The 26,202-nt window shown below is 59.4% G+C and carries 23 protein-coding genes and 6 tRNA genes; 12 read left to right on the top strand and 17 right to left on the bottom strand.

The annotated features are described in order from the left end of the window. Positions 1–660 precede the first annotated feature (660 nt). Positions 661–748, bottom strand: a tRNA-Ser gene (locus tag G5137_RS09340). Positions 749–945: 197 nt separating this feature from the next. On the opposite strand from G5137_RS09340, the gene G5137_RS09335 reads away from it, so the two are divergent. Together G5137_RS09335 and G5137_RS09330 are read left to right on the top strand one after the other, a co-directional pair. Then, complete coding sequence (locus tag G5137_RS09335) at positions 946–1,695, top strand: DsbA family protein (RefSeq protein WP_421255277.1); 750 nt, start codon at positions 946–948, stop codon at positions 1,693–1,695. Between the two features lie 296 nt (positions 1,696–1,991). Beyond that, a complete protein-coding gene (locus G5137_RS09330) occupies positions 1,992–2,894 on the top strand; it encodes a sulfite exporter TauE/SafE family protein (RefSeq protein ID WP_064338862.1) in 903 nt (300 codons plus the stop codon). Here G5137_RS09330 and G5137_RS09325 read toward each other — a convergent pair. Continuing rightward, positions 2,809–3,624 carry a hypothetical protein gene (locus tag G5137_RS09325; RefSeq protein ID WP_421255276.1) on the bottom strand — a complete coding sequence of 272 codons (816 nt, stop codon included), beginning with the start codon at positions 3,622–3,624 and terminating at the stop codon, positions 2,809–2,811. The genes G5137_RS09330 and G5137_RS09325 overlap by 86 nt on opposite strands. Before the next feature lie 217 nt (positions 3,625–3,841). Then, positions 3,842–5,128 (bottom strand): glutamate-1-semialdehyde 2,1-aminomutase, encoded by a 1,287-nt coding sequence (gene hemL, locus G5137_RS09320; RefSeq protein WP_421255275.1) that lies wholly within the window; start codon positions 5,126–5,128, stop codon positions 3,842–3,844. A 244-nt stretch (positions 5,129–5,372) separates the two neighbouring features. On the opposite strand from hemL, the gene clcA reads away from it, so the two are divergent. From clcA to erpA, 3 genes are all read left to right on the top strand, one after another. Further along, positions 5,373–6,761: a H(+)/Cl(-) exchange transporter ClcA gene (gene clcA / locus G5137_RS09315; protein ID WP_421255274.1), complete on the top strand. Its 1,389-nt coding sequence runs from the start codon at positions 5,373–5,375 to the stop codon at positions 6,759–6,761. A gap of 91 nt (positions 6,762–6,852) precedes the next feature. After that, positions 6,853–7,548 (top strand): DUF6776 family protein, encoded by a 696-nt coding sequence (locus tag G5137_RS09310; RefSeq protein ID WP_201946964.1) that lies wholly within the window; start codon positions 6,853–6,855, stop codon positions 7,546–7,548. 87 nt (positions 7,549–7,635) lie between these two features. Continuing rightward, a complete protein-coding gene (erpA, locus tag G5137_RS09305) occupies positions 7,636–7,986 on the top strand; it encodes an iron-sulfur cluster insertion protein ErpA (RefSeq protein WP_005340225.1) in 351 nt (116 codons plus the stop codon). A 138-nt stretch (positions 7,987–8,124) separates the two neighbouring features. On the opposite strand, the gene nhaC is transcribed toward erpA, so the two are convergent. Further along, a complete protein-coding gene (gene nhaC / locus G5137_RS09300; RefSeq protein ID WP_005357819.1) occupies positions 8,125–9,534 on the bottom strand; it encodes a Na+/H+ antiporter NhaC in 1,410 nt (469 codons plus the stop codon). Between the two features lie 301 nt (positions 9,535–9,835). On the opposite strand from nhaC, the gene G5137_RS09295 reads away from it, so the two are divergent. Then, entirely contained in the window at positions 9,836–10,045 is a 210-nt protein-coding gene (locus G5137_RS09295; RefSeq protein WP_005357820.1) for a hypothetical protein, read from the top strand. Here G5137_RS09295 and G5137_RS09290 read toward each other — a convergent pair. From G5137_RS09290 to rsmC, 9 genes are all read right to left on the bottom strand, one after another. Further along, positions 10,040–10,312 carry a late competence development ComFB family protein gene (locus G5137_RS09290; protein WP_005343036.1) on the bottom strand — a complete coding sequence of 91 codons (273 nt, stop codon included), beginning with the start codon at positions 10,310–10,312 and terminating at the stop codon, positions 10,040–10,042. The genes G5137_RS09295 and G5137_RS09290 overlap by 6 nt on opposite strands. Positions 10,313–10,421: 109 nt before the next feature. Beyond that, positions 10,422–10,507: transfer RNA gene (locus G5137_RS09285), tRNA-Leu, on the bottom strand. 71 nt (positions 10,508–10,578) lie between these two features. Next, positions 10,579–10,664, bottom strand: a tRNA-Leu gene (locus tag G5137_RS09280). Between the two features lie 46 nt (positions 10,665–10,710). After that, positions 10,711–10,796, bottom strand: a tRNA-Leu gene (locus G5137_RS09275). Positions 10,797–10,840: 44 nt separating this feature from the next. Continuing rightward, positions 10,841–10,926, bottom strand: a tRNA-Leu gene (locus G5137_RS09270). Between the two features lie 53 nt (positions 10,927–10,979). Continuing rightward, positions 10,980–11,065 (bottom strand) — tRNA-Leu (locus tag G5137_RS09265). Positions 11,066–11,193: 128 nt separating this feature from the next. Further along, on the bottom strand, positions 11,194–12,654 hold the full coding sequence (gene glgA, locus G5137_RS09260; protein ID WP_421255273.1) for a glycogen synthase GlgA: 1,461 nt from the start codon (positions 12,652–12,654) through the stop codon (positions 11,194–11,196). Beyond that, a complete protein-coding gene (glgC, locus tag G5137_RS09255) occupies positions 12,644–13,861 on the bottom strand; it encodes a glucose-1-phosphate adenylyltransferase (RefSeq protein WP_005340236.1) in 1,218 nt (405 codons plus the stop codon). Before glgC ends, glgA begins: the two co-directional genes overlap by 11 nt. 151 nt (positions 13,862–14,012) lie before the next feature. Beyond that, positions 14,013–15,041 carry a 16S rRNA (guanine(1207)-N(2))-methyltransferase RsmC gene (gene rsmC / locus G5137_RS09250; protein ID WP_421209293.1) on the bottom strand — a complete coding sequence of 343 codons (1,029 nt, stop codon included), beginning with the start codon at positions 15,039–15,041 and terminating at the stop codon, positions 14,013–14,015. Positions 15,042–15,321: 280 nt separating this feature from the next. On the opposite strand from rsmC, the gene dapA reads away from it, so the two are divergent. Beyond that, positions 15,322–16,194 (top strand): 4-hydroxy-tetrahydrodipicolinate synthase, encoded by an 873-nt coding sequence (gene dapA / locus G5137_RS09245; protein ID WP_005357833.1) that lies wholly within the window; start codon positions 15,322–15,324, stop codon positions 16,192–16,194. 78 nt (positions 16,195–16,272) lie between these two features. On the opposite strand, the gene G5137_RS09240 is transcribed toward dapA, so the two are convergent. After that, positions 16,273–17,241 (bottom strand): inorganic triphosphatase, encoded by a 969-nt coding sequence (locus G5137_RS09240; protein WP_421255272.1) that lies wholly within the window; start codon positions 17,239–17,241, stop codon positions 16,273–16,275. Between the two features lie 169 nt (positions 17,242–17,410). Between G5137_RS09240 and G5137_RS09235 the strand changes: the two genes are divergently transcribed. Together G5137_RS09235 and G5137_RS09230 are read left to right on the top strand one after the other, a co-directional pair. Then, positions 17,411–18,091: a TIGR00153 family protein gene (locus tag G5137_RS09235; RefSeq protein ID WP_005340244.1), complete on the top strand. Its 681-nt coding sequence runs from the start codon at positions 17,411–17,413 to the stop codon at positions 18,089–18,091. A gap of 25 nt (positions 18,092–18,116) precedes the next feature. After that, a complete protein-coding gene (locus tag G5137_RS09230) occupies positions 18,117–19,382 on the top strand; it encodes an inorganic phosphate transporter (protein WP_005343043.1) in 1,266 nt (421 codons plus the stop codon). A gap of 93 nt (positions 19,383–19,475) precedes the next feature. Here the strand turns inward: G5137_RS09230 and G5137_RS09225 are convergent, their stop codons facing one another. Then, entirely contained in the window at positions 19,476–21,932 is a 2,457-nt protein-coding gene (locus G5137_RS09225) for a bifunctional aspartate kinase/homoserine dehydrogenase II (RefSeq protein WP_421255271.1), read from the bottom strand. After that, positions 21,932–23,104: a cystathionine gamma-synthase gene (gene metB / locus G5137_RS09220; RefSeq protein ID WP_216952142.1), complete on the bottom strand. Its 1,173-nt coding sequence runs from the start codon at positions 23,102–23,104 to the stop codon at positions 21,932–21,934. Before metB ends, G5137_RS09225 begins: the two co-directional genes overlap by 1 nt. A gap of 220 nt (positions 23,105–23,324) precedes the next feature. Here metB and metJ point away from each other — a divergent pair, with 220 nt between their 5' ends. The 3 genes from metJ (at position 23,325) to G5137_RS09205 (ending at position 24,835) form a co-directional block, all read left to right on the top strand. Then, positions 23,325–23,648 carry a met regulon transcriptional regulator MetJ gene (gene metJ / locus G5137_RS09215; protein ID WP_005340251.1) on the top strand — a complete coding sequence of 108 codons (324 nt, stop codon included), beginning with the start codon at positions 23,325–23,327 and terminating at the stop codon, positions 23,646–23,648. Positions 23,649–23,689: 41 nt separating this feature from the next. Further along, entirely contained in the window at positions 23,690–24,412 is a 723-nt protein-coding gene (locus G5137_RS09210) for a helix-turn-helix domain-containing protein (RefSeq protein WP_421255270.1), read from the top strand. Positions 24,413–24,496: 84 nt separating this feature from the next. Next, a complete protein-coding gene (locus G5137_RS09205) occupies positions 24,497–24,835 on the top strand; it encodes a tRNA-binding protein (protein ID WP_040067328.1) in 339 nt (112 codons plus the stop codon). Between the two features lie 72 nt (positions 24,836–24,907). Here G5137_RS09205 and G5137_RS09200 read toward each other — a convergent pair whose 3' ends face one another. Then, positions 24,908–26,179: an aromatic amino acid transport family protein gene (locus G5137_RS09200; protein WP_421255269.1), complete on the bottom strand. Its 1,272-nt coding sequence runs from the start codon at positions 26,177–26,179 to the stop codon at positions 24,908–24,910. Positions 26,180–26,202 lie beyond the last annotated feature (23 nt).

The raw sequence follows: 26,202 nt of genomic DNA, 5'->3' as shown, positions 1-26,202 counted from the left end.
GGCATTCGCCATGCGAGAGTAGGACACTGCCAGGCACCCAATTTAAGAACCCCGCTCAATGAGCGGGGTTTTTTATTACCTGAAACTCAGAAGGTAGCCTGATTTTTTACCGGCCCTATCTCCTTTCCTCTGTTCTTATTGTTACTCGGAGCTGCTTTCTGGTTCCACAAATAGCCTGATGTTCCGCTTGGTACTCTTTCTTCACTGAACCGCTGTCGCTCTGTATGGCGGCTCTGGCGTAGTCATGATCCACGAATCCTATGCTCGCCCGTACGCTACGATCTCTTGCTTGCGATCTTTCCTGGGCATCTGCGTCCTGTGTTAGCTGAAGTCTTTCTTTTTGAGCCCTCTGTTTGTCCATGATTTTGTTAGTCGCCCACTGACGTTATGCCAGAGAGTGTGTTGGCTGTGCTAACACGCAGGCGCAGTGGTTGCTGCTTTGGGTCCTTGTTGTTTGGGATAATAAGGAATTGGGAAGGGATACCCGCAGGAACGCAGAGGTTAGATGTTGGTAGGGGATCTTGTGGTGGCTATTGAGCCTGCAGGTGGGAAAATTAATGGGGGCGCTGAAGAAGGCTAATGTGTTGAGATCTATGAGGAATGACAAATCGGAGGCAAATAAAAAGCCCACGCAACATGGTTGCATGGGCTCGGTATGAATGGCGGAGGAGGTGGGATTTGAACCCACGGATGGTCGCCCATCGCCGGTTTTCAAGACCGGTGCATTCAGCCGCTCTGCCACCCCTCCGCAACAGTGCGGCGAATATTACCATGCTGATCCGGCTTGTAAATCCCTGTCCGGTTTGATTGCTGGTTAATTGCGCTAAATGACATGAAAAAGTGGCAATCATGGCTCATCAAGCGCTTTTTTGGCCAGATAGCTTGACTTGAAAACAGACTCAACCACTATAGTGGCCTCTATCATATCCTCTGCAAGATAACGTTATGACTATTAAAAATGCCCTGTTTTGCGCGCTGGCTGGCGTGACCCTGCTGGCGACGCCGGTACATGCAAGCGAGCTGACCAAAAGCGATGTCGAGCAAATCGTTCGCGACTATCTGGTCAAGAATCCCGAGATCCTGGTCGAGATGTCCAATGCCCTGCGTGCCAAGCAGGAGAGCCAGCAGGCCGAGAGTGACAAGGTGCTGATCAAGGCTCACTCCAAGCAGCTTTATGCCAATCAGGATCCCGAGATGGGGAATCCGAAGGCGTCGCTGACCATTGTGGAGTTTTTCGATTACAACTGCGGTTACTGCAAACGGGCCCATCCGCTGGTCAAGCAGCTGATGGCGGAAGATAAAGATATCCGTTACATCTACAAGCAGTTCCCCATTCTGAGCGAGTCCTCCTACTTCGCAGCTCGTGCTGCGCTGGCGGTCCAGCTGGGTCAGCCTGACAAATACCAGGCGTTCCACGAGAAGCTCTATACCCATCAGGGCCCGCTCGCAGATGAAGCGCAGGTCAAGCAGTTGGCTGTGGCGGCTGGTGTTGACTGGAGCAAGGTGGAAGCCAAGATCAAGGATGGTAGTATTGACCAGAACCTCGGTACCAACCGTGCGCTGGCTGAAGCGCTCGGTATCTCCGGTACCCCGGCCTTCATCATCGGTGATCAGATCCTGCGCGGTGCCCCCCGTGATCTGGCCAGCCTGATGGGGTTTATCAAGGACGTGCGTGCCGGCAAGAGCATTCAATAAGCAGTTGTCATGGTCGAGGGCCCAGCGCCCCGGCCAGATACAGAAAGAGGGTCGGTATCACTACCGGCCCTCTTTTTTATTATGTCCTTTGGCACAAGTGGTCGTCGCGAAAGGACCATAACAACGTGCTCAGGACCCGGCCTGTTGGCCTCAGTAACAAGTATTAGCAGAGTCGTTCGGAGTCTATTGATAAATATTTCGCCTCGCAGAGGTGTGTCGTGAGCATTGCTTAATTCCGGTCAAGATTTTTTCTGCTGCTTGCCTTAGAATCGCCGCCCGTTGCAGGAGAAACCCCTATGTTAGTTGATATTTTACGGCTGGTTTTTATAGCCGGAGGCCTCGTATTCATCTTTATGCTGGTGCAAGCCTGCTGGCGGAAGAAGCAGAGTGGATCCTTTGAGGCGACCCCCTTCTGGCCGGTGGCGTTGATCGGTGGGGTTGCCAACTTCCTCGATACCCTGGGGGTGGGCAGCTTTGCGGTAAAGACCGCCTGCTACAAGCAGTTCAAGCTGATCGATGATCGAGTGCTGCCGGGTACCCTCAATGGTCAGTGCGTGCTGCCGACTGTGACTCAGTCGCTGATCTTCGTCGGTGCAGTCGCAGTGGAGCCGCTGACGCTGATCAGCATGATGATGGCCGCCGCAGCGGGCGCAGCCTGGGGCGCTCGCCATGTGGCTTCGTTTGATCGGCAGACCATCCGGCTGGTGATGGCCATCTCCTTGCTGGTCGTCGCAGGGCTTATCTTTGCCGGTCTGCTGGGTCTTTTCCCTGTAGGCGGCGATGCGATGGGGCTCAGCGGCTACAAGTTGGCGATTGCCCTGCTTGGCAATTTCATCTTCGGGGTGCTGATGAATGTCGGTATCGGCCTGTTTGCCCCCTGCATGACGCTGGTTTATCTGCTGGGGATGAATCCGCTGGCGGCGTTTCCCATCATGATGGGCTCCACCGCCGTGCTTAGCGTTTTCTCCGCAGGCACCTTTATCCGCAAAGGGGCGTTCGATGCCAAGGCGGTGCTGGCAGTGGCCATCTTCGGCCCCATCGGTGTGGTGCTGGCCGCCATGCTGGTCAAATCCATGGATATGGAGATGCTGAAGTGGCTGGTTGCCTTTATCGTCATCTATACCTCCTGGACCATGTACGCCTCCTGGCGGGCGGCGCGTCGCTCCCCTGTGCAGCTGACGGTGGAGAGCGCAGGCTAGCCTGTACCAGTGCCGCTTCGGCCTTGGCCCCCAGATAGACATAGAGGCCAAGCGCCAGCAGCAAACCCACCGCACACCCCATCACTCCGACCGCTGGCCAGAGCAGCTCGTTCTGGCCGAGCGAGCCTTTGAACAGCAGCAACAGCCCCTCGATGGAGACCGCGATCAGAATGGCGGCGATAAAGCGGGTGATGGTGCGGCGAATGGCGCTGTGGCGGAAGATATCCTTATGCAGCAGTACCTCCTCTTCCAGAATGGTCTTGCCCAGATCGAACACCGCCAGTGCCAGCGTCAGGAAGATGATGGCGCTAAAGGCGCCGAGCTGGTTCTGCTGCTCGCCGCACAATAGCTGGTAGAGCTGCTCCAGCCCGTGCCAGATGAGCGTCGCGACGATGAGAAACAGCGCCATGCTGAGCACCACATAGACCGCCTTGAACCAGGGCATGGCGCGGCGGCGCTCCCTGTCTCCCATCAACCAGCCAATCAGCTGATTCAGACAGACGGTGATCTCCCGTCCTTGCCCCTGCACGATAAGGTGCAACCGGTTATGGGCGGCCGGTGCCGCAGGCTGGATGCACATCGGCCCCTGATAATGGTCAATGCTGACGACAAAGGAATACCCCTTGAGCGAGACAAGGGGGGCGCTGAGCAGCCCCTGCAGTAGCGGGGTCAACTCCTCCTGATACTCCTGATAGCGCCGCAGCACATCGATGGGGCTCATCTCTGCCATATGGACCTCGGTGACGTGGGCTCTTGTGGTGAATGTGCAAATAGTGGGCCTACTTTATGACAGGGATGGCAGGGCAAGTTGCACCAGAGGATGACAAAACGACGGATGACGAGGGGGAATGCACCAGAACTGGGCGTATCGATGCCCTGTCTGGTGATCGCTGCACAGCAATAGATAAGGGCCCATGACGGGCCCTTCTGCGACAACCTGCGGCGATTTAGCCAGCCAGCTTGGCGAAGCTGCGCTCGGCGGCAGCCAGGGTATGTTCGATCTCCTTGTCGCCGTGAGCCAGAGACAGGAAGCCCGCCTCGTAGGCGCTCGGCGCCAGATAGACACCCTCTTCCAGCATGAGATGGTAGAAGCGCTTGAAGCGTTCCATGTCGCAGCGGGTGACCTGCTCGTAGCGGGTGATTTCGGGCTCGTCGGTGAAGAAGAAGCCGAACATGCCGCCCACATAGTTGATGGCGAGCGGGATGCCGTGCTTGGCTGCGGCCGCTTTCAGTCCCTCGGCAACACGAGCCGTCTTGGCGCTCAGTTGCTCATAGAGACCCGGCTCCAGCAGCAGATCCAGCATGGTCAGACCGGCCGCCATGGCCACCGGGTTGCCGGAGAGAGTACCCGCCTGATAGACAGGGCCGGTCGGTGAAATGTATTGCATCACCTTCTTCTTGCCGCCGAAGGCGCCCACAGGCATGCCGGCACCGATGATCTTGCCGAGGGTGGTGAGGTCGGGCTCGATGTTGTAGTGGCCCTGGGCACCGCGCAGGGAGACGCGGAAGCCGGTCATCACCTCGTCCAGGATCAGCAGGGCACCGAACTCGTCACAGATGGCGCGCAGCCCTTCCAGGAAGCCGGGGACCGGCGGGATGCAGTTCATGTTGCCTGCGACCGGCTCGACGATGATACAGGCAATTTCGCTGCCGTACTGGGTGAAGGCTTCACGCACCGAATCCAGATCGTTGAAGACGCAGGTCAGGGTGTGCTTGGCGAAATCGGCCGGAACGCCCGGGCTGTTCGGTTGACCCAGGGTCAGGGCGCCGGAACCGGCCTTGACCAGCAGGGAGTCGGCGTGGCCGTGGTAGCAGCCCTCGAATTTGACGATCTTGTCGCGGCCGGTGTAGCCGCGGGCCAGACGGATGGCGCTCATGGTGGCTTCGGTGCCGGAGTTGACCATCCGAACCTGCTCCATGGAGGGGACGATCTGGCGGACTTTCTCGGCCATCAGCACTTCGATCTCGGTCGGCGCACCGTAGCTCAGCCCCTTCTCAACGGCCTTGATGACGGCGGCTTTGATGGCGGGGTGGTTGTGACCCAGCAGCATGGGGCCCCAGGAGCCGATGTAATCCACATAGGCCTGACCATCCACATCATAGAGGTAGGCGCCATCGGCGTGATCGATGAAGCGGGGCGTGCCGCCGACCCCATTGAAGGCGCGTACCGGTGAGTTGACGCCACCCGGAATGGTCTGGCGGGCCTGTTCAAACAGCTGATCTGATTTTGACATGGATCATCCTTAATGGGATTTTGGTCGTCACACAAGGGATTGCAGCCGATTGAGACTCGGCAGGTCGGAGCATCAGGAGTATGCTTTGCGCTCTCGCCACCCGGACTCTCGGTCTGCTCCCGTGACAAAAATTTAACGGGCCGACTATAGCAGAAAGCCCCAGCCCTGGGCAGCCGAGCAACGCGCCGGGTGATCCTGATCTCAGCTAGCTGACGATATGGTTTTTCCAAGTTGGTGTAACAAGATGGCGCAACAAGCTCTCTCCTCTGAAGCCGATACCTCTGCGCGGGGGCCGCTTTCCCGCATTATCCGGCAAGACAAGATGCCCTTGCTGGTTCTGTTGCTGGCGGCGCTGGTCGGCACCCTGGCCGGACTGGTGTGCGGCCTGTTCGAATCGGGAGTCCACTGGCTGGCAGAGCAACGCATTGCCTTGCTGGCCGACCGTCCCTGGTGGCAGCTCGGTCTGCTCGGCTTTGGCTTCAGCGCCTTGCTGGGATTTGTCGGCTACTTCCTCACTCATACCTTTGCCCCGGAAGCGGGCGGTTCCGGCATTCCCGAGATCGAGGGGGCGATGGATGATCTGCGCCCGGTGCGGTGGTGGCGGGTGTTGCCGGTCAAGTTCTTCGGTGGCATCTGCACCCTGAGCTCCGGTATGGTGCTGGGGCGGGAGGGACCTTCGGTACAGATCGGCGGCAACCTCGGCAAGATGGTGGCGGATATCTTCCGGCTGCCCAAGGAACATGGCCATGCCCTGTTGGCCGCCGGTGCGGCGGGCGGTCTGGCTGCTGCCTTCAATGCGCCGCTGGCGGGCATCCTGTTCGTGATGGAGGAGATGCGACCGCAATTCCGCTACTCCTTTCTGGCCATCAAGGCGGTGGGGATCTCCGCCATCATGGCGACCTTGATGTTGCAGAACATGAAAGGGCAGGGAGCGGTGATCACCTTGCCCCACTACGATGCGCCAGCCCTCAAGGCGCTCTGGCTGTTCCTCTTTATGGGGGCCACTTTCGGGGTGCTCGGTTTTGTCTTCAACAAGTTGGTGCTGGCCTGTCAGGATGGCTATCTGGCGTTGCATCAGAACAAGCGCCACCGTTTCGTGGCCATCGGCATGCTGGTCGCCGGGACCTTTGGGGTGCTGTCGCTGTTTGCCCCCTCGGTGACGGGGGGCGGCACCGAGCTTATTCCCCATCTGATGGGGGATGAGTATGCGATGGCGAGCCTGTTCCTCATCTTCTCGGTGCGGCTGGTCGCGACCCTCATCTGCTTCTGTTCCGGTGCCCCGGGCGGGGTGTTTGCGCCGACCCTGGCGTTGGGCACTCTGTTTGGCGTGGTGTTCGGCCATCTGTTTCATGCGGCGTTTCCGGAGCTTGGCATCGAGCCCGGCGCCTTTGCCATCGCCGGAATGGGGGCGCTGTTTGCTGCCACAGTGCGTGCTCCCATCACGGGCATCGTGCTGGTCACCGAGATGACCGACAACTATCAGCTGATCCTGCCGATGATGATCACCACAGTCGGTGCGACTCTGGTTGCCCAGTGGCTGGGTGGCCGACCGATCTATTCCCAGATCCTAGAGCGAACTTTACGGCTCGCCGCGCGTCAAAAGCGGGGTGATGGCAGCGCCACGGCCAGTTAATTTTTCCCTTTATCGCCAGTGACCCCGGTCCGGGCGGTATAGTGAAGGGAGAGGCGCTGCCGTAAATGGCGTGATAACGGGATGAGGGGCTATGTCCAATCTATTGAAGTTATTGGTCGTGTTAGCCGTTGGCGGGCTCATCGGTTACTTTGTCGGTAACCGCCAGGAGCTGGCCCAGAGCAGCCTGTTGGTGGTGCAGCAGGAGACGCTGGATCGTCAGGGCAAGGCCATCGGCCAGCTCAAGACCGAATTGGGGGTGAAAGATACCCGGCTGGCGACCCAAAAAGCGGCCTTCGAGCAGTTGCAGACCACCTTGAAGAGTCAGGAGGCGCAGGTGCAGGAGCTCAAGCGCCAGCTGGCCTTTTTCGAGCGGATCATGCGCCCCACCGGCGAACAGGTGGGGGTGGTGATCGATAACCTGACCTTGCAGGAGACCAGCATTCCCGGTCGCTACCACTATCGTCTCGCCCTGACCCAGCCCGCCAAAAAGCGGGAGCTGTTTCGTGGTCAGGTGCAGATCCGGGTTGAGGGGAGCCTGGCTGATAAGCCGAAGACGCTGACCGGTCGCGATCTCGGAATGAAGGTGAGCGAGTGGCGTTATGCCCTGCGTTATTTCCAGCTGCTGGAAGGGAATTGGCAGTTGCCGGAAGGCTTTGTGCCGGATCGGATCCGTGTCACCATCAACAAGGATGGCAGGCAACCAGCGCAAGAGCTGCTGGTTGAGTGGGGCGAGGTGATCAAGCCGCTGGTCGCCACACCGCCTGCTCCGGTTCCCGCGGCCGGTTAAACGTGGTGAATACTTGAACTGAATGGTCGGGTATTGGATAATTTCGCGGTTTCCATGTTTGTGGATCTAATGGTTGTGAGGTCAGTAATGAGTGCAGTAGCAGAAGCCCCGCTGCCCATCCAGATGACGGATGCGGCGGCCAACAAGGTGAAGAACCTGATCACCGAGGAAGAGAATCCCGAGCTGAAGCTGCGGGTATACATCACGGGTGGGGGCTGCTCCGGTTTCCAGTATGGCTTTACCTTTGATGAGAAGATCAACGACGGGGACACCGTAGTCGAGAAGAATGGCGTCACCATGGTGATCGATCCCATGAGCCTGCAATATCTGGTAGGCGGCAGTGTGGATTACACCGAGGGTCTGGAAGGTTCACGCTTTACCGTGACCAACCCCAATGCCACCACGACCTGTGGCTGTGGCTCCAGCTTCTCCATCTGATCGGCGTATCGGTCTGATGAAACGGCTCTCGGCAACGAGGGCTGTTTTTGTTTGTGGTGATCAGTGTGCTCCATCAAACAGCATTTCTCTGAAACAACAAAGGCGCCTTGATGGCGCCTTTGTTGTTTGCAGGATGGCTTAGCGGGAGCTTGCCGCCGCGACCAGCGGGATCCGGTTCACCGCCTTGCCCATGTAGGCGAGGGTGATGGTCACAATGATGCAGGTGAAGCTCAGCCACATGTAGGGGAGGTAGTCGAGGGTGGCCACTCCCAGTACCCCGGCCATGAAGATGCCATTGTCGCTCCAGGGCACCATGCCGCAGGTGAGGGTGCCGCCAAACTCGGCGTTGCGAGAGAGGTTCTTGCGCGCCAGTCCCAGTCGGTCGTAGTTCTTGGCCATGATCTTGGGGGTCAGGATCAGCGACACATACATGGCTGAGCCGAACACGTTGGCCAGAAACGCGGTGCCGATGGTGTGGCTGGTCAGGCTGCCGACGCTATTGATGCGCTTCTCGAAGGCGCTGGCGATCACTTCCAGAATGCCAACCTTCTCCAGCAGGCCGCCAAACCCGAGACCGAAGATGATGACCGCGACCGAGCCCAGCATGGACTCCATGCCGCCGCGACCGAGAATGTTGTCGATAAAATCGATGCCGGAGGTGATGGCAAACGGACTATAAGCTGAGTGCATCGCTTTGACCGGATCCATGCCCTGGAAGGCGATGGCCCAGATCAGGCCCAGCAGGGCGCCGAAGCTGATCACCGGGAAGGCGGGCTTGCGGTTGGCCAGCAGACCCAGCACCAGCACCACGGGGACTATGGCCAGCGGGGTGATGTTGAACTGGTTGTCGAGAGCCTCCATCACCAGATTGACCTGCTCCAGGCTGACATTACCCGAATACTGCATGCCCACCACGGTGAACAGCACGGCGGTGATGACATAGGAGAGCAGGCTGATAGGCAGCATCCCCTTGATATGCTCCACCACGTCGACGTTGGACATGGTCGAAGCCAGCACTACTGAGTCGGAGAGCGGAGAGAGCTTGTCACCAAAATAGACGCCGGAGAGCACGGCACCGGCTACCAGCGGCGCAGGCACGCCGAGGCTGTGGCCGATCCCCATCATGGCGATACCGGCGGTGGCGGCAGAGCCCCAGGAGGTGCCGGTGGCCAGCGAGGTCAGGGAGCAGATGATCAGGGTCGCCAGCAGGAAGATGGACGGGTGAATCACCTTGAGGCCGAAGTAGATGATGCTGGGGACTATGCCACCGGCAATCCAGGTGCCGACCAGAGCACCGACGGAGACCAAGATCAGGATGGCCCCCATTCCCTTGGCAACGCCGTCAACGGCTGCCTGTTCCAGGGATTTGTAATCGTGGCCGAGTTTGATGCCAAGCCCCATAATGACGAACCAGGCGATGAACAACGCCAGCTGGATCGGCAGATCGAGCACGCTGGTGAACGAGAATGCCAGGGCCAGGAAAATGGCCAGACAGGCAAACACCTGTGCCATGCCCGGTAGTCGGATGTGGTTTTGTTGGTTTTGCATAGATACTTCCTAAACTCTTGCTCGCCAAGGTCACTCCCTCTCGTCCTGTGGATACATCGATCCCGAGGAGGCAACCCAAAAAGAGGCCGCAATCTACCACAAACCCGGCGGGTTAAAGCCCCATCAAATTGGCAAAAATGCACATTTGATTGAAAAAATCACAAATTAGTTGATCTCATAACCCGTTTTTGAGCGGCCTGTTGACACAAAGGGGCACATACGAAGCTTGCCTGTGACGCCACTTGCATCCCCATCAGATGAAAATGATAATTATTATCAATTGTTGATTGGGGAGAAAACAATGCGCTGGATATTGCGGGGGATGATGTTGCTGGTGGCGGTGGCCGTACTCGCATGGGGTCAGGATAAAGAGTACGGCACCTGGAGTGCCGGTTTTCTGCTGGCTGCCTGGGTGATGCTGGAGCCCGGATTGCGGCCCGCCTTGATCTTGCTGCCAGTGGCCGGGTTGACCGGTATCGTTACCCTGCTCTGGCAGCAGCCCTGGTTATGAGCTTTTGACGGGAGCCTGCTTGATCTTCTGCTGTGCCACCTTGAGCGATTCGACCACCAGCTTTTCCATTTCGGTGCGCTTGGCGTCGGTCAGGAAGTAGATCATGTCGACATTGTGTCGAATATAGTGGGCCGGAAGCTGGTTGAGGGTGAGGCAGCAGAGGTCGGCCATCTGATCGCTGTTGAGTTTTTGCTGCAGCCCCTGTTTCTCAATCTCCTTGAGCACCAGATGTTCGTAAAAGTTGTGAATGTCGGTATCCAGTATCATATGCGTTCCTTGGCATGACGATGAGCGGGCAGTCGTCAAAAGCATAGCCATAACAAGGAGTAAAAACAAAAGGCCCATCACTTTCGTGATGGGCCTTTTGCGTAATGAATGGTGCGAAGAGAGGGACTCGAACCCTCACATCCGTGGGACACTAACACCTGAAGCTAGCGCGTCTACCAATTCCGCCACCTTCGCACACTGATTTTCTCCAGCTGGTTTTTAAATGCGGTTGGAGCGCATTGCTCTGTGTTTACATGTCAGAATCATGGTGCGAAGAGAGGGACTCGAACCCTCACACCCGGGGGGCACTAACACCTGAAGCTAGCGCGTCTACCAATTCCGCCACCTTCGCACATTCGGGTTTCCAGTCTGGATTTACATGCTGTCTGGATAAAGCATGGTGCGAAGAGAGGGACTCGAACCCTCACATCCGTGGGACACTAACACCTGAAGCTAGCGCGTCTACCAATTCCGCCACCTTCGCACATTGTCTTACCAGTTTTGATTTGCATGCTGTCTGGAGAAGCATGGTGCGAAGAGAGGGACTCGAACCCTCACACCCGGGGGGCACTAACACCTGAAGCTAGCGCGTCTACCAATTCCGCCACCTTCGCACATTCGGGTTTTCTAGTTGGATTTACATGCTGCTGAATCAGCATGGCAGTATTGGTGCGAAGAGAGGGACTCGAACCCTCACATCCGTGGGACACTAACACCTGAAGCTAGCGCGTCTACCAATTCCGCCACCTTCGCATCACTGCGGAGGGGGATTCTATAGAGTTTTGGGGGAGCGTCAACAGCCAAAGGGGACTTTTTTCGCTGTTGACGCCCAAAGTGGCGCCAAGGGTACAAAACTTCAGCAATCAGCTGACGTTTGGCATTCAGTAACGGCCCAATGCGCTCTGATACATCCGTTCATACTGGGTGACCGAGTCAGGCCAGTTGAAGCGGGTGCTCATGGCATTGCGCTGTACCTTGGCAAAACGCTCTTTGTCCTGCAGGAAATAGAGCAGGCTGCGGCGCATGGTATCGAGCAGGATGGCGGCAGTCGGATCGTTAAAGCAGAAGCCGGTGGCATGCTCGGTATCGGCATCCCAATCCACCACGGTATCTTTCAGACCACCCACGGCGCGCACCAGTGGCAGGGTGCCATAGGCGAGACTGTACATCTGGTTGAGGCCGCAAGGCTCGAACAGCGAGGGCATCAGGAAGAAGTCGGCACCGGCTTCGACCAGATGAGCCAGTCGATCGTCATAGGTGTTGATGAAGGCGAGCTTGCCCGGATAATCCCGGGCCATGGTTTGCAGTTGCGTGGCGAGCGCAGGATCGCCAGAGCCGACGATCACCACTTGTACCTGATGGTGGAGGAATTTCTCCAGCGCAGGGAGCAGCAGGGGAACGCCCTTCTGCTCGGTCAGGCGGCAAACCATGCCGTAGATGGGCAAGTCCGCCACGGCCAGCCCCGCCTCCTGTTGCAGGCTCTCTTTGCAGATCTGTTTGCCAGCCATGTTGTCGATGCTGTAGGTCGCAGGCAGGAATTCGTCGAACTCCGGATCCCAGTCCTTGTAATCGCAGCCGTTGAGGATGCCACAGAGATCCGCGGCCCGTTGCTGGAAGATATGCGCCATGCCGTGGGCGCCGAGGTGAGTCAGCAGCTCCTGGGCATAGTTGGGGCTGACCGCATTGATCTTGTCGGCGTAGAGCACCCCGCATTTGAGCAGATTGACGTGGCCGTAGTCGTAGTTGATGCGGCGTTCGTAGTCGGCGATCTCGGGCATGGCCCAGAACTGCTCGCGGCCAAACACCCCCTGAAACGCCGCATTGTGAATGCTGATCACGCTGCGGGTCTGCTGGAAGAAGGGGTTGTGGGCGTGGCGGGTTTTTAGCAGCAGTGGCAGCAGGCCGGTGTGCCAGTCATTGCAGTGGGCGATATCCGGGGCAAAGCCAAGCTGCTCGCAGGCATGGAGGGCCGCGGCAGAGAAGAAGGCAAAGCGCTCGCCATTATCCGGATAGGCCTGATTGTTCTCGGCGTAGAGCTGGGGACGATCGAAATATTGCGGGCAATCGAGCAGATAGACGCAGACGCCATCCAGCTCCATCTGGTAGATGCGATAACCGATATCCGGCAGTCCCGGATGGGTTGGCAACCAGCGAGAAGCGACCAGTCTGGCCTCATCCCGTCGCTTTATCGTCTTGTAGAAGGGGAGCATGATCCTGACATCATGCCCCTTCTGGGCCAGGTACATCGGCAGGGCTCTGGCGACATCGGCCAGGCCCCCGGTCTTGACCAGCCCCTCAACCTCCGAGGCAACAAACAGGATTTTCAGTGGGTTAATAGCCAACTCTTGCTCCCTTAGGTACCACCACGATACCGCCTTCGGATACGGTAAATCGCTCTCTATCGTGGTCGAGATTTTCACCGATAACGGTGCCGGGTGCAATTTCAACATTTTTATCAATGATCGCGCGCCGGATGGAGCAGCCTTCACCAATCTTCACATCCCCCAGCAGCACGGACTCACTGATATGGCTGCACGCGCCGATATTGCAGCGGAAACCGAGGATGGATCGCTGGATCTGGCTGCCCTGAATGAAGCAACCGGCGGAGATCAGCGAGTTGGCGATCTTCACCTTGCACTCGTCGCTGTCGATGAAGGTGGCCGGTGGCAGCGCTGGATAGTGGGTGTGTAGGGGCCACTTGCGGTTATAGAGGGAGAAGGGAGGATTGTCGGCCACCAGGTCCATGTGCGCTTGCCAATACGAGTCGAGGGTGCCCACATCCCGCCAGTAGACGTGCGGTTTCTCGCCGGGGATGACGTTGGTGCTGTAGTCATAGACATAGACGGGGGCACGCGGGTAGAGGCTCGGGATCACATCCTTGCCAAAGTCGTGGCTGGAGTTCTCCTCGGCGGCATCCCGCTTCAACTCGCGGCAGAGGGCATCGGTCTCGAAGATGTAGTTGCCCATGGAGACCAGCGCCTGGGTCGGATCGCCGGGAATGTGCTTGGGCTGCTTCGGCTTTTCCTGAAAGCCGATCATCCGCCCTTCGGTATCCACCTCGATCACCCCGAAGGCGCTCGCCTCTTCGATGGGCATGCGCAGGGCCGCGACCGTCATGGCGGCGTTCTTCTGCTTGTGGAAGGTGACCATCTGGCTCACATCCATCTTGTAGATGTGGTCGGAGCCGAAGATGCAGACGTGATCCGGTTCGGCCCGCTCGATAAAGCCGAGGTTCTGATAAATGGCGTCAGCGGTGCCGTCATACCAGCGTTTGCCCATCCGCATCTGGGCCGGGATGGGATCGATAAAGCGGTCGGTGATGCCGACGATATTCCACCCCTTCTTCATGTGCAGGTAAAGGGACTGGGATTTGAATTGGGTCAGTACATAGATGCGCAGAAAGTCGGCGTTGACGAAGTTGTTGAGGACAAAGTCGATTAGCCGGTAGCTGCCACCGAAGGGGACGGAAGGCTTGCTGCGGGTGGTGGTCAGAGGCTGCAGGCGAGTACCTTCGCCACCAGCCAGGATCATGGTCAAAATGCCTGCCATCGTATTTCTCTCCCTGAATTAACAACATGAAAAGGTTTTCAATGTTCGGTATAAAAACACCCCTAAAGGGGTGGTTTTTATCGTGTGCTTAATACCTTATCAGATGCCGGATGGCGCTCTCTAGCTGTTTTATTGTGCTGCTTACACTTATTTACATTTTGCTCAGATAGACCTTGAATTTGGCATCACTGCTGATCACTTCAGTCCGTTTGAAGTGTGTCTCCAGTATAGGCTGGTAGCGCAAGAAGGCGTTGGCAACAATGGTCAGCGAACCATTTGGCAGCAAAAATTCCGGCGCCTTGGCCAGGAACTGCTCGGTCGCCGCATAGAAGGTTTTGAGACCCGCATGGAATGGCGGGTTGGAGACGATGTGCTGGAAACGGGTGGAGACATCCGAATAGACATCGGAAGCGGTGACCTTGCCCTTCAGACCGTTGATCGCCAGGGTGCGGCGGCTCGATTCGAGCGCCAGCGCGCTGATATCCACCATGTTGACCTGCAGATCCGGATTGCGCTTGGCCAGCACGGACCCAATCACCCCGGCGCCGCAGCCAAAATCGAGCAGTTCGCCCTTCATCGGCGGTACGGCGGCCAGCAGCATCTGGGTGCCGAGATCCAGCTCGGCGGCGCTGAAGACGCCGGGCAGCGCCAGCACGGTCAGTTCGGTATCACCGGCCTTGCACTGATAGCGGCCAAACCAGCTATCCAGATCGAACGGGGCGACCGGTTTGCAGAGCTCACCATGATAGAGGGAGCAGCGGCGGGCCGAATCGCGCTTGATCGGCTTTTCGCCATAGGGGACCAGTAGCTTGTCGGCGCCATTGATGCCGCCGCGGTTTTCACCGGCGAGGAACAGGTCGGCACCCGCTTCCAGCAAGGGGGTCATCATGGCCAGCAGATATTGTGCCTCGGCCTTGGCCTTGGGCATCAGCAGTAACAGGGCATCGAAGCGCGGGGCGCCGCCGAGCTGGTGGTCGAACAGGATAGCCTCGCCGAGGGCGGCCTGCTGGCTGCGGTAGTAGCAGTAATCGGTGGTAAAGACGGTCAGGGTCCGGGCCAGGCTCACCAGCTGGCGGGGGTAGTCATCCTCCAGCGCGCCACAGACAAGTAGCCGCTTGCCGACAAAGAGGGCTTGGTTTCGTTCCAGCATCTGGCTGACGGCACTGATTGGGCTGCTCATCGGGTCTCTCCACGCAATTTTGGGCGGCCATTATACATAGCCCCTTTCGCCTTGACATTTATGCCGTGTTCCCGAAATATGCCCAGACACCATTTTTTGACCAGAGATGACGAAATGCGGTTCAACGGGTTGAAACGAAAGCACAAAAAAAGCCTGAAATTCGGGCCTGCCGACGTTCGCGCGTAACCTCTCATCCCTGAGAAGCTTCAAACCCCGGTTGCGCACATCGTACCGGGGTTTTTTATTGCCATATGCGCGTCATTTAGGAGAAGGAGATCCCATGTTTCAAGGTTCAATCGTTGCGTTGATCACCCCGTTTCGACAGGGAAAGCTGGATGAAGAGGCGCTGCTGCGTCTGGTTGAGTGGCATATCGAGCAGGGTACTCACGGCATTGTGCCGGTGGGCACCACGGGTGAAAGCCCGACCCTGACCCATGACGAGCACTGCCGGGTGGTGGAGCTGGTGGTCAAACAGGTCGCTGGTCGCATTCCGGTGATTGCCGGAGCGGGCTCCAACAATCCGGTCGAAGCCATCGAGTACACCCTCCATGCCGAGCGGGTGGGGGCTGATGCCACTCTGCATGTAGCCGGTTACTACAACCGTCCCAATCAGGAGGGGCTCTACCACCACTTCAAGGCGGTACACGATGCCACCGCCAAGCCGATCATCGTCTACAACATCCCGCCGCGCGCCATCGTTGACGTGCAACCCGCGACCCTGGCCCGTCTGGCGGAACTGCCGCGTATTGCCGGGGTGAAAGACGCCACTGGCGATCTGGCGCGCCCCTGGACCGAACGCCAGCTGATCAAAAAGCCTTTCGCCTGGCTATCCGGTGAAGATGCCACGGCTGTGGCCTACAACATCGGCGGTGGTCAGGGCTGTATCTCTGTGACCGCCAACGTGGCCCCCAAGCTGGTGGCCGAGGTGCAGAACCTCACGCTGGCCGGCAAGTGGCAAGAAGCGCGTGAACTGCAAGACCAGCTGATTCCGCTTCATCAGGCGATGTTTGCCGAGCCGAGCCCGGCCGGTGCCAAATATGCCGCTTCCCTGCTCGGTTTCTGCAGCGAGGAGTGTCGCCTGCCGGTGATGCCGCTGTCGGAGGCGACTCGCGAGCGCATTCGCAGCGCCATGCAGCAGCTCAACCTGCTGTAATGCAAAACGGGTGAGCCAAGGCTCACCCGTTTTGTTTTTGGCTTTTGTTTCTGGCCTTTATTTACGACATCGCACCACTCAGGCTGCGTGATGCAGCCAGGCGGCGATGGCCAGCTGCAACTCGACATACGCCGGATAGAGGAAGAGATCGGCCAGTTCGGCAGGCCACTCGTTTTGCTCGTCCGATTGGGCTTGCAGATGGGCGTGCAGGCTGGTCAGAGCTGGCAGCCAAGGTGCGGGTTGTGGCAGCGCGGCCGCAGTGCGGGCGACCAGATCGATCCCCTGGCACAGGGCCGCGAGTGCCTGCTGTTGAATGCCTTTATCCTGAGGATGCTCCAGCCAGAGCTGCTCGTGGTGCTGCCAGTGACCCAGCCCCTCGCTTACCCCCGTTGTGCCATCCATACCTTCATGTTCGACCAGCGCCTGCAGGGCCAGCGGTTTGCCAAGACCAGCCAGTCGATAGCCGCGCTGGGCCTTGGATTGGGCGCCAAGGCGCAGCCCGCCGATCCCGGCGAGGCGTTGGGCCAGTGCAAACAGCGCCGCGGTAGCGCCTGATTTGAGCTCCAGTTCCAGCTCGTTGATGGTGGTGCTGCCTTGACTGCCGACGATCTCTCCCTGATCCCAGGCCAGCTCAATCTCGGCCCCCTCGAAGGCGATCAGCCAGTGGCGGCGCAGGAAGTCGGTGCGAAACTGGGCGACCAGCTGCTGCTGAATGTGGTCGCGCTCGCTCAGGGTTGGCCAAATCTCATCGGGAAAGGCCGAGAGGGTCGGCAGATCGCCGCTCACGGGAGCGTTGTACTCGGGTCTGGCGTGCAGGCCGCCCACCACCTGGCCGCGGCATTTGATGGTCTGTTCGGCGAAGGCGTCGCAGCGGCGAATGCGCAACCCCATATCCAGTTGGCGTAGAGCCTGGGTCGGCGTATCGAAATAGACGTTGCCTAGCTGCTGTTGTGACGATTCTTTAATCTCAAGAGAATTCAGCAGGTTGGATAACTCGGCTTGAATGTCGCGGGCGACAAAAAACTTTATCTCGATCTCAGTTTGCATAGTCATTCCGGGCTGGCAGACAACTTTGGGGGGCAGGATTCGGGTCGCGGGGATATAATGCCCGCGAGACGACTAGATTAATTCGCGGTTTAATTGAGGGCGCAGTTCGGTTACCATGCGCGCCTCATAAAATCGTATCGAGTGTTTTTTCACCGACACAGGTTTGGCCATGCCAGTAAATACTATTTTGGGGCTTTTTGCCAAGTCCCCCATCAAGCCGCTGCAGAAGCATATCGTCAAGGTTCACCAGTGCTCCCAGCAGTTGGTTCCTTTCTTTGACGCCGTTGCCGAAGACCGTTGGGAAGATGCCGAGAAGATCCGGCAGCAGATCGCCCAGCTGGAAAAAGAGGCAGATACCCTCAAGCGTGAAATCCGTCTGAAACTGCCTCGCGGCCTGTTCCTGCCGGTTGCACGTACCGACCTGCTGGAGCTGTTGACCCAGCAAGACAAGATTGCCAACCGTGCCAAGGATATCTCCGGCCGCATGCTTGGCCGTCGCATGGAGTTCCCCGCTGAAATGCGGACGGATTTCATGGCTTACCTCAAACGTTGTATTGATGCGACCGCTCAGGCCGAGAAAGCGATCGGGGAGCTCGACGAGCTGCTCGAGACCGGCTTCAAAGGACGGGAAGTGGAAATGGTTGCCGAGATGATCCACCAGCTGGATCTGATCGAGGACGATACAGACACCATGCAGATCGGACTGCGCCAACAGCTGCAAGCGGTTGAGCACAATTACAATCCGATCGATGTGATGTTCCTTTACAAGATCCTCGAATGGGTAGGTGACCTGGCAGATCAGGCTGAGCGCGTAGGCGCCCGTCTGGAACTGATGCTGGCTCGTTCGTAATCGACTGACTGGGTAAACACTACTAATGGACATTATCGCGAATTACGGCACCACTCTGGTGCTCGTGGCGGCCTTGTTCGGCTTTTTGATGGCTTGGGGCATTGGCGCGAATGACGTGGCCAATGCCATGGGCACATCGGTCGGCACCAAATCCCTGACCATTCGTCAGGCGATCATCATTGCCATGATCTTCGAATTTGCCGGTGCCTATCTGGCCGGTGGCGAAGTGACGGCCACCATCCGTAACGGCATCATCGACAGCAATGCGTTTGTCGATAGCCCGGATCTGCTGGTGCTCGGCATGATCGCCTCCCTGCTGGCGGCAGGCGCCTGGTTGATCCTCGCCTCCTACTTCGGCTGGCCTGTCTCGACCACTCACTCCATCATCGGCGCCATCGTCGGTTTCGCTGTGGTGAGCATTGGCCCGGAAGCGGTGCAGTGGAGCAAGTTTGGCGGCATCGTCGGCTCCTGGGTCATCACCCCGGCCATCTCCGGTGTCATCGCCTACTTCATGTTCATCAGCGTGCAGAAGCTTATCTTCAACACCGATGATCCCCTGAACAACGCCAAGCGCTATGTGCCGTTCTACATGTTCCTGACTGCGCTGGTGATCTGTCTGGTGACCATCAAGAAGGGGCTGACCCACGTCGGTCTGCACCTGAGCGATGGCGAGGGCATTCTGCTTTCGATTGCCATCTCCATCGCAGTGGCGTTTGCCGGCTGGATCTACATTCGCGGCCAGAAGTACAACCCGCAGGATGACAGCAAGATGCACTTCGCCAACGTGGAGAAGGTGTTCGGCATCCTGATGGTGATCACTGCCTGTGCCATGGCCTTTGCCCACGGCTCCAACGATGTGGCCAACGCCATTGGCCCGCTCTCTGCGGTGGCCTCGATCGTGGCTTCCGGTGGCGAGATTTCCAGTCAGGCAGCCATTGCCTGGTGGATCCTACCCCTCGGCGGTATCGGTATCGTGATCGGTCTGGCGACTATGGGCGAGAAGGTGATGGCGACGGTCGGTACCGGCATCACTCACCTGACCCCGAGCCGTGGTTTTGCTGCCCAGCTGGCGACTGCCGCGACCGTGGTGATTGCCTCCGGTACCGGTCTGCCCATCTCCACCACCCAGACCCTGGTCGGTGCTGTGATGGGTGTCGGTCTGGCGCGCGGTATTGCGGCGCTGAATCTGGGGGTACTGCGCAACATCGTGGTCTCCTGGATCATCACCCTGCCTGCAGGTGCCATTCTGGCTATCGCCATCTTCTACGTGCTGCAGGCCTGCTTCTCCTAATCGAAGCGGCATTCAGCAAAAAGCCCGAGTCATCGACTCGGGCTTTTTTTATTGTGCGCGGGAGCTGAGGTGCTGCTCCCTTTGCAATCTGCCTTAGAGGCTGGCGCAGATCTGCCACAGATCGTACTGGATAGCGGCGGCGGTCACTTCCCGACCCGCCCCCGGCCCCTGGATCACCAGCGGGTTGGTGCGGTAGCTGTCGCTCTCGATGGCGAAGATGTTGTCGCACGGCAAGAGGTTGGCGAACGGGTGGTGGGGCTCCAGCGCCTCCAGTCCGACCCGCGCCTTGCCGTCATGCTCGAAGCGGGCCACGTAGCGCAGTACCTTGCCGAGGCGCTTGGCCCCTTCGAAGGCGGTCTGGATCGGGCCATCCAGCTCTTTCAGTCTGTCCATAAACTGATCGGTGGTCACCTTGCGCAGCGTAACGGGCACCAGATTCTCCAGCTCGATATCGGCGGAGTCGAGCTCGAAGCCCGCTTCCCGCGCCAGAATAAGCAGCTTGCGCCGCACATCCTGACCGGAGAGATCTTCGCGGGGATCCGGCTCGGTCAGACCGTGCTGCCACGCCTCGTCCACCAGCTCGGAGAAGGGGCGAGTGCCGTCATACTGCTGGAACAGCCAGGAGAGGGTGCCGGAGAAGATGCCGGAGACCCCCTGAATGCGGTCGCCGCTCTGGCGCAGCATCTGGATGCTGGACTGGATTGGCAACCCGGCACCCACGGTGGCGTTGTAGCGCCACTGTACCTGATGGTCGCGACAGGTCTGCTTGATGCGCTGGTAGAACTCGCTGTCGGCGGCACCGGCAAACTTGTTGGCGGCGATGATGTGAATGCCGAGCTGGGCAAAATCCGGATAGTAGCGGCTCACCGTTTCGCTGGCGGTCATGTCCAGCGCAATCAGCGCATCGAAGCCGTGCTGCTCAAGCTGGGAGAGCAACTCCGGCCAGATCAGCGGTTTGGGATTGAAGTTGTCCTGTACCTTGAGGGGGTTGAGTCCCTCTTCATCCAGCAGGCCCCCTTCCGAGCTGAACACCCCGTAGAGGGTGAGCGCCAGATTGAGTTCATGTTCCAGCCGTGCCTTTTCGCGGGCATAGAGGCTGAGCCAGTGGCCGCCGATATTGCCCTTGCCGAACACCACCAGTCCAACCCGGGTCGGGCGGCTGAAGAGGGCGCTGTGCAGGGCGATGAGCAGCGGTTCCAGCACCACTTGGCGCAGCACCGCCACCAGACTCAGGCCATCTCGGGCCACCTGTACGAACTCCAGCGGTTGATCTGCCAGCAGCTGATAGAAGCGGTGACACTGCTCCGCGTTGTCGGTGACACCGGCGCCGACCAGCGCCACCAGACTGTACCCCTCTTTCTGGATGAGGCCGGTGAAGTTCCCTTGCAGTTGGAAGTCGCGCAGCAGCTCGAAGGCGCCTTGTGCCACCTCGAGGGTGTAGGCGAGGCGCAGGATCCGGCGATCCGGCTGGCGCTGCAGGGTGAGCGGGTTGAGGCGGTGACGGGCCAGATGGGCCTCGATGGTGGCCACCGTCTGCTCATAGTTGGTCTGCGGCAGCACCTTCAGCTCGATGAGGGCGATCTGATCCACCGAGGAGACGATGCGGGCGCCGCCGGAGCGGGGGGCGCGGCGCAGGATATGGGTGCAGCCCTCATCCGGGTTGTAGCTGCAGCGCAAAGTGAGGCGCTGGCGGCTGTCGGCCACAGGTTGCAGGGTGCGCGAGTGCAGCACCGAGGAGCCAAGACGGGCCAGCTCGTTGGCTTCCGCGAGGCTCAGGCGTTCCAGCAGACGCGCTTCTTTCACCCGACGCGGGTCGGCGCTGTAGACCCCGGCCACGTCGCTCCAGATGGTGGTGGATTCGCCGTCCGCCAGCAGTGCCAACAGGCTGGCGCTGTAGTCGGATCCATTGCGACCGAGCAGCAGGGAGCGCCCCTCCATGTCGGCGGCGATAAAGCCGGTTACCACGATGCGACCGGCATGCTCCGCCAGCCGCGCCTTGAGCAGTTCACTGGAGAGGGCGGTATCCACCTTGACCAGAGCACCATCCTCGGCACGCAGGAAGCTGCGGGCATCGAGCCAGATAGCCTTGTCGCCGCGGCTGGTGAGCAGGGCAGCCAGCAGGCGCGCCGACCACACCTCGCCAAAGGCGAGCAGGCCGTTGCGGGCGAAGCGGTCAAACTGCCCCTCAAGCGTCTTGGCGATCAGCTGCATGTCGTCGGCCAGCTGCTTGCTCAGATCGAGCTGCAGTTCACCTTCCAGCAGGCCGTCGATCAGCCCCTGCTGATAGGCGTGAAGGGCGGAGATAGCTTCACCAGCGGCTTCATCACCTGCTTCGGCCAGCTCCACCAGCTGGATCAGGCGGTTGGTGGTCTTGCCGGCGGCGGAGACTACGATCAGTTCATCCCCACCCACCTGTTGTTCAACGATGCTGGCGACCCGGCGATAACAGACCGGATCCGCCAGACTGCTGCCACCGAATTTGTGGACGTGACGTCGCTTCAAGCCTGCTTCTGTTGCCACCGCGATCTCTCCTTGTTGCTGCTGTTCCATTACTTCGCTACCTGTTCTGCCTGCTGCGCCTGTGCAAAAGCCTGTGCCAGATCGGCCACCAGATCTTCACCGTGTTCAATACCGACCGACAACCGCAGCAGCTGGGCGCTGATACCTGCTGCCTGCTGCGCGACCGGGGTCATGGCCCTGTGAGTCATGCTGGCCGGATGGGCCACCAGACTCTCCACTCCGCCGAGAGACTCGGCCACCGAGAAGAGGGCGAGGGCCGCGAGGAAGGCGCGAATGCCTGCCTCGCTGCAATCGAGTTCAAAACTTAGCATGGCGCCGAAGCCGGACTGTTGACGGCGCGCAATATCGTGGCCCGGATGGCTCGGCAGGCTGGGGTGATAGATGCGTTTCACCAGCGGCTGCTGTTGCAGGAAGGCGAGGATGCGATCGGTGTTCTCCTGATGGGTGCGCAATCTGGGGGCCAGAGTGCGCAGGCCGCGCAGGGTGAGGTAGGAATCGAATGCCCCGGAGGTGAGCCCCAGACAGTTGGCCCACCACACCAGCGACTCGGCCAGTGCGGCCTCCTTGGCAATCGCCACCCCGCCCACCACGTCTGAGTGACCGTTGATGTACTTGGTGGTGGAGTGCACCACCACATCGGCACCAAGTGCGAGCGGCTGTTGCAGCAGGGGGGAGAGGAAGGTGTTGTCCACCACTACCTGTGCACCCACCTCGTGGGCGGCGCTGGCGATGGCGCTGATATCCACCACCCGCAGCAGCGGGTTGGAGGGGGTTTCGACCCATACCAGCGCAGGTTTTTGCGCCAGCGCGGCGGCCAGTGCGGCCTCATCCCCCTGATCGACAAACTGCACCCGGTAGTGGCCCTTGGCCGCCAGATACTCGAACAGGCGCCAGGTGCCGCCGTAACAGTCGTGAGGGGCAATAAGCAGATCCCCAGCCTTGAGCAGTGCTGTGGTGACCAGATGGACGGCGCCCATGCCGGTGCCGGTGACCACGGCGCCAGCGCCCCCTTCCAGCGCCGCCAGCGCGTTCGCCAGATTGGTGCGGGTCGGATTGCCGGAGCGGGCATAATCGTATTGACGGGGCTCGCCAAAGTCGGCAAAGGTGTAGTTGCTGGAGAGGTAGATGGGGGGCACCACGGCACCGTGTTGCTGGTCTGTCTCAATCCCGGTGCGAACCGCTAGGGTGGCCTTGTGGGTCATGTTTCTCTCCTTGATCTCTCTGGACGGTGGCCGCTCTTCCTGCCACGCTGCTTTTGCCACACGCAATCGTGCCAATGCTGGCATCATGATGAACCACACTACGCCAGCTGAAAAAAGCCGTCAACACTTCCAGACGTCTAAATGGCTTTGCTGTTGGATTGCCATTAATTTCCTTAAGGGTTAAAATCCGCGCTCACGGCTAAATGAGAACAGGTGAGTCATGGGAACAGAGTGGAACGGCGACTACGTCAGCCCCTACGCGGAACACGGTAAGAAGAGCGAACAGGTCAAGAAGATTACCGTCTCGATCCCGCTCAAGGTGTTGAAAGTGTTGACCGATGAGCGCACCCGCCGTCAGGTGAACAACCTGCGTCATGCGACCAACAGCGAGCTGCTCTGTGAGGCCTTCCTGCACGCTTTCACCGGCCAGCCGCTCCCTTGCGACGAAGACTTGCGCAAGGATCAACCGGACAGTGTCCCGGCCGAAGCGCGCGCCATCATGGAAGCGCTGGGCAAAGAGATCGAAGATTTCGACAAGGAATAACCCCCAATGACGCGGCCCTGGCCGCGTCATTGCTATCTGCCATGTCCCGCTTCAGCCTGCGCCACTATCATCACCACGTCTGCAGCCATAGCCACGACTTTGCCCAACTGGTGATCCCCCTCGATGGCCCCCTCGAGATCGAGGTGCAGGGCCGGGGGCGCAGGCTTGCCCCCGGTTCTGCCTGCGTCATCGCCCCCGGCGAGCGACACGACTACGCCGCCGATCCTGCGCTTTCGTTTTTGGTGCAGGAGAGCGACTGGCTGCCCGGAGATCTGGCAGCTCACCCCTTTATCGAGCTGGATGAGCCCCAGCGTCACTACCTCGCTTTTCTGCACCGCATGGTGGCCGAAGGGCGGCAGGTGGCGGGCATGGAGCAGGTGTGGCTCTCCCTGCTGGCTGAAGGGCAGGGGATGCAGAGCACTGCCACCCCGCGTCTTGCCGCCCGCATCCTCAAGGTGCAACGCCATATCGATGCCAACCTCGCCGCCCCGCTGACCAATCAGCAACTCGCCACCATCGCCTGCCTTGGCCAGAGCCAGTTCAAGCTCGCTTTTCGCCAGCAGTTGGGGGTGAGCGTCTCCCACTACATTCGCAGTCGGCGCATGGCGCTGGCGCGTACCCTGCTTGCCGGTACGCAACTGCCCGTTGGCGAGATTGCCAGCCGCTGCGGTTACCAGAATCAGGGGGCGTTCAGCGAGCGCTTCCTGACCGAGACCGGGCTCACTCCGTCCCTCTGGCGCCAGCAAAACGGCCACCTGCCGTAACGAAACGGCTGATTGCCGAAGACGGGATGCTCTCTTTGGGCCATGCTGCGGGTCATGCAAGGTGCACGATAAACAGGAGCCGAAATGGAGACGATTAGCTGGCAGGATTTCGAGATGGTGGAGCTGAGGGTGGGCACCCTGGTGCGGGTCGAGCCGTTCCCCGAAGCGCGCAAACCAGCCTACAAGGTGTGGGCGGATTTTGGTCCCGAACTGGGGATTCGCAAGAGCAGTGCCCAGATCACCGCCCTCTACCAGCCAGAGCAGCTGGTGGGCCGCCAGATCATCGCCGTAGTCAACTTCCCGACCAAACAGATAGGGCCGTTTCAGTCTGAATTTCTGCTGACCGGTTTCTACCGGCCGGATGGCGCCGTGGTGATGGCCATCCCCGAGCGGGCGGTGGAGAACGGTGCCAAGCTGGGCTGAATTCATACCCGAACAGAGACAAGAGAGGCGACCCCGGGGTCGCCTCTCTTTTTTGTTTTCTGCTGCGAGTCGTTACTTCAACAGGCTGAAGATCAGCGCCGATACTGCCAGCGAGCCGGTCAGCAGGATAAAGCCGTTGGTCCAGCCGTGACGGAAGCGGGCCAGCGCCTCCACCTTGTAGATTGCAATCACCGGCATGATAAACAGGATCATGGCGATGACCGGGCCGGAGAGGGTTTCCATCAGCCCCAGAATGCCCGGGTTGATGACGGCGGCACCCCAGATAGAGAAGAACATCAGGGCAATGCCCAGCTTGTCCGCCTTGGCCAGCGGCAGGCCGGTAGGCTTGGCGATCAGGCTTTTCAGGCTTTCACGGGCACCGAGGAAGTGGCCAAGGAAGGAGGAGCTGATGGCGATAAAGGCAATGAGCGGTCCCAGAGTCACGATCACCGGGTTGTCGGTGATGTTGGCGAGATAGGAGAGCACAGAGACGTTCTGGGCCTTGGCTTCAGCCAGCTGGGCTGGCGAGAGGCTCAGCACGCAGGAGAAGACGAAGAACAGCACGAAGCCCACCAGCATCACTGTGGTGTTGCGCAGGATCAGGCCGCTCTTGGCTTCCGCCTGCTCGTCATATTCACGGCGCTGCACGTTGGCAAAGCCGGAGATGGCGGCGGCGTGGCTGAAGGCGAACACGGTGACCGGCAGCGCCAGCCAGACGGTGTTGAGGAAGCTGACCCCCTCAAACGCGGTTACTTCCGGCCACTGCCACTGGGGAATGAGGTAGCAGGAGAGGGCCGCCAGAATGGCCGCCAGCGGATAGACCATAAAGGCGAAGGCACGCAGCATTGCTTTCTCACCCGCCAGCATCACGGCGATCATGGCAAACACCAGCACGCCGGAGAGCATCACCCGAGCCGGGGTCGCCATGCCGAGCTGGTTGACCATAAAGCTCTCCACCGTGTTGGTCAGCCCGACCCCGTAGATGAGCAGGATCGGGAAGATGGAGAGGAAGTAGAGCGCCGAGATGAGACGACCGGCCATCTTGCCGAAATGCTCCTCTGCCACTTCAGTGAAGTCGGCGTGGGGGCGTGACGATGAGAGCACGAAGCGCGCCAGCCCGCGGTGGGCGAGGAAGGTCATGGGGCCTGCCAGTACCGCGACGATGACGAGAGGCCAGATGCCGCCCAGACCCAGATTGATAGGCAGGAACAGGATGCCGGCGCCAACCGCGGTGCCAAACAGGCTGATGACCCAGTGGGTGTCGTGACGGCGCCAGCGGGTGGTGCTGGCAGTGGTGGAGCAGGAACCGGATAGCTCCTTTGTAGCCTCTACAGATAAACTCATTACTAATTCACTTTTTGCTAGTG

Origin of the sequence: Aeromonas sp. 600282 (genome assembly GCF_049175755.1) — a bacterium.
Lineage (GTDB): Bacteria > Pseudomonadota > Gammaproteobacteria > Enterobacterales > Aeromonadaceae > Aeromonas > Aeromonas veronii_A.
This window is presented reverse-complemented; position numbering and strand designations above follow the sequence as displayed.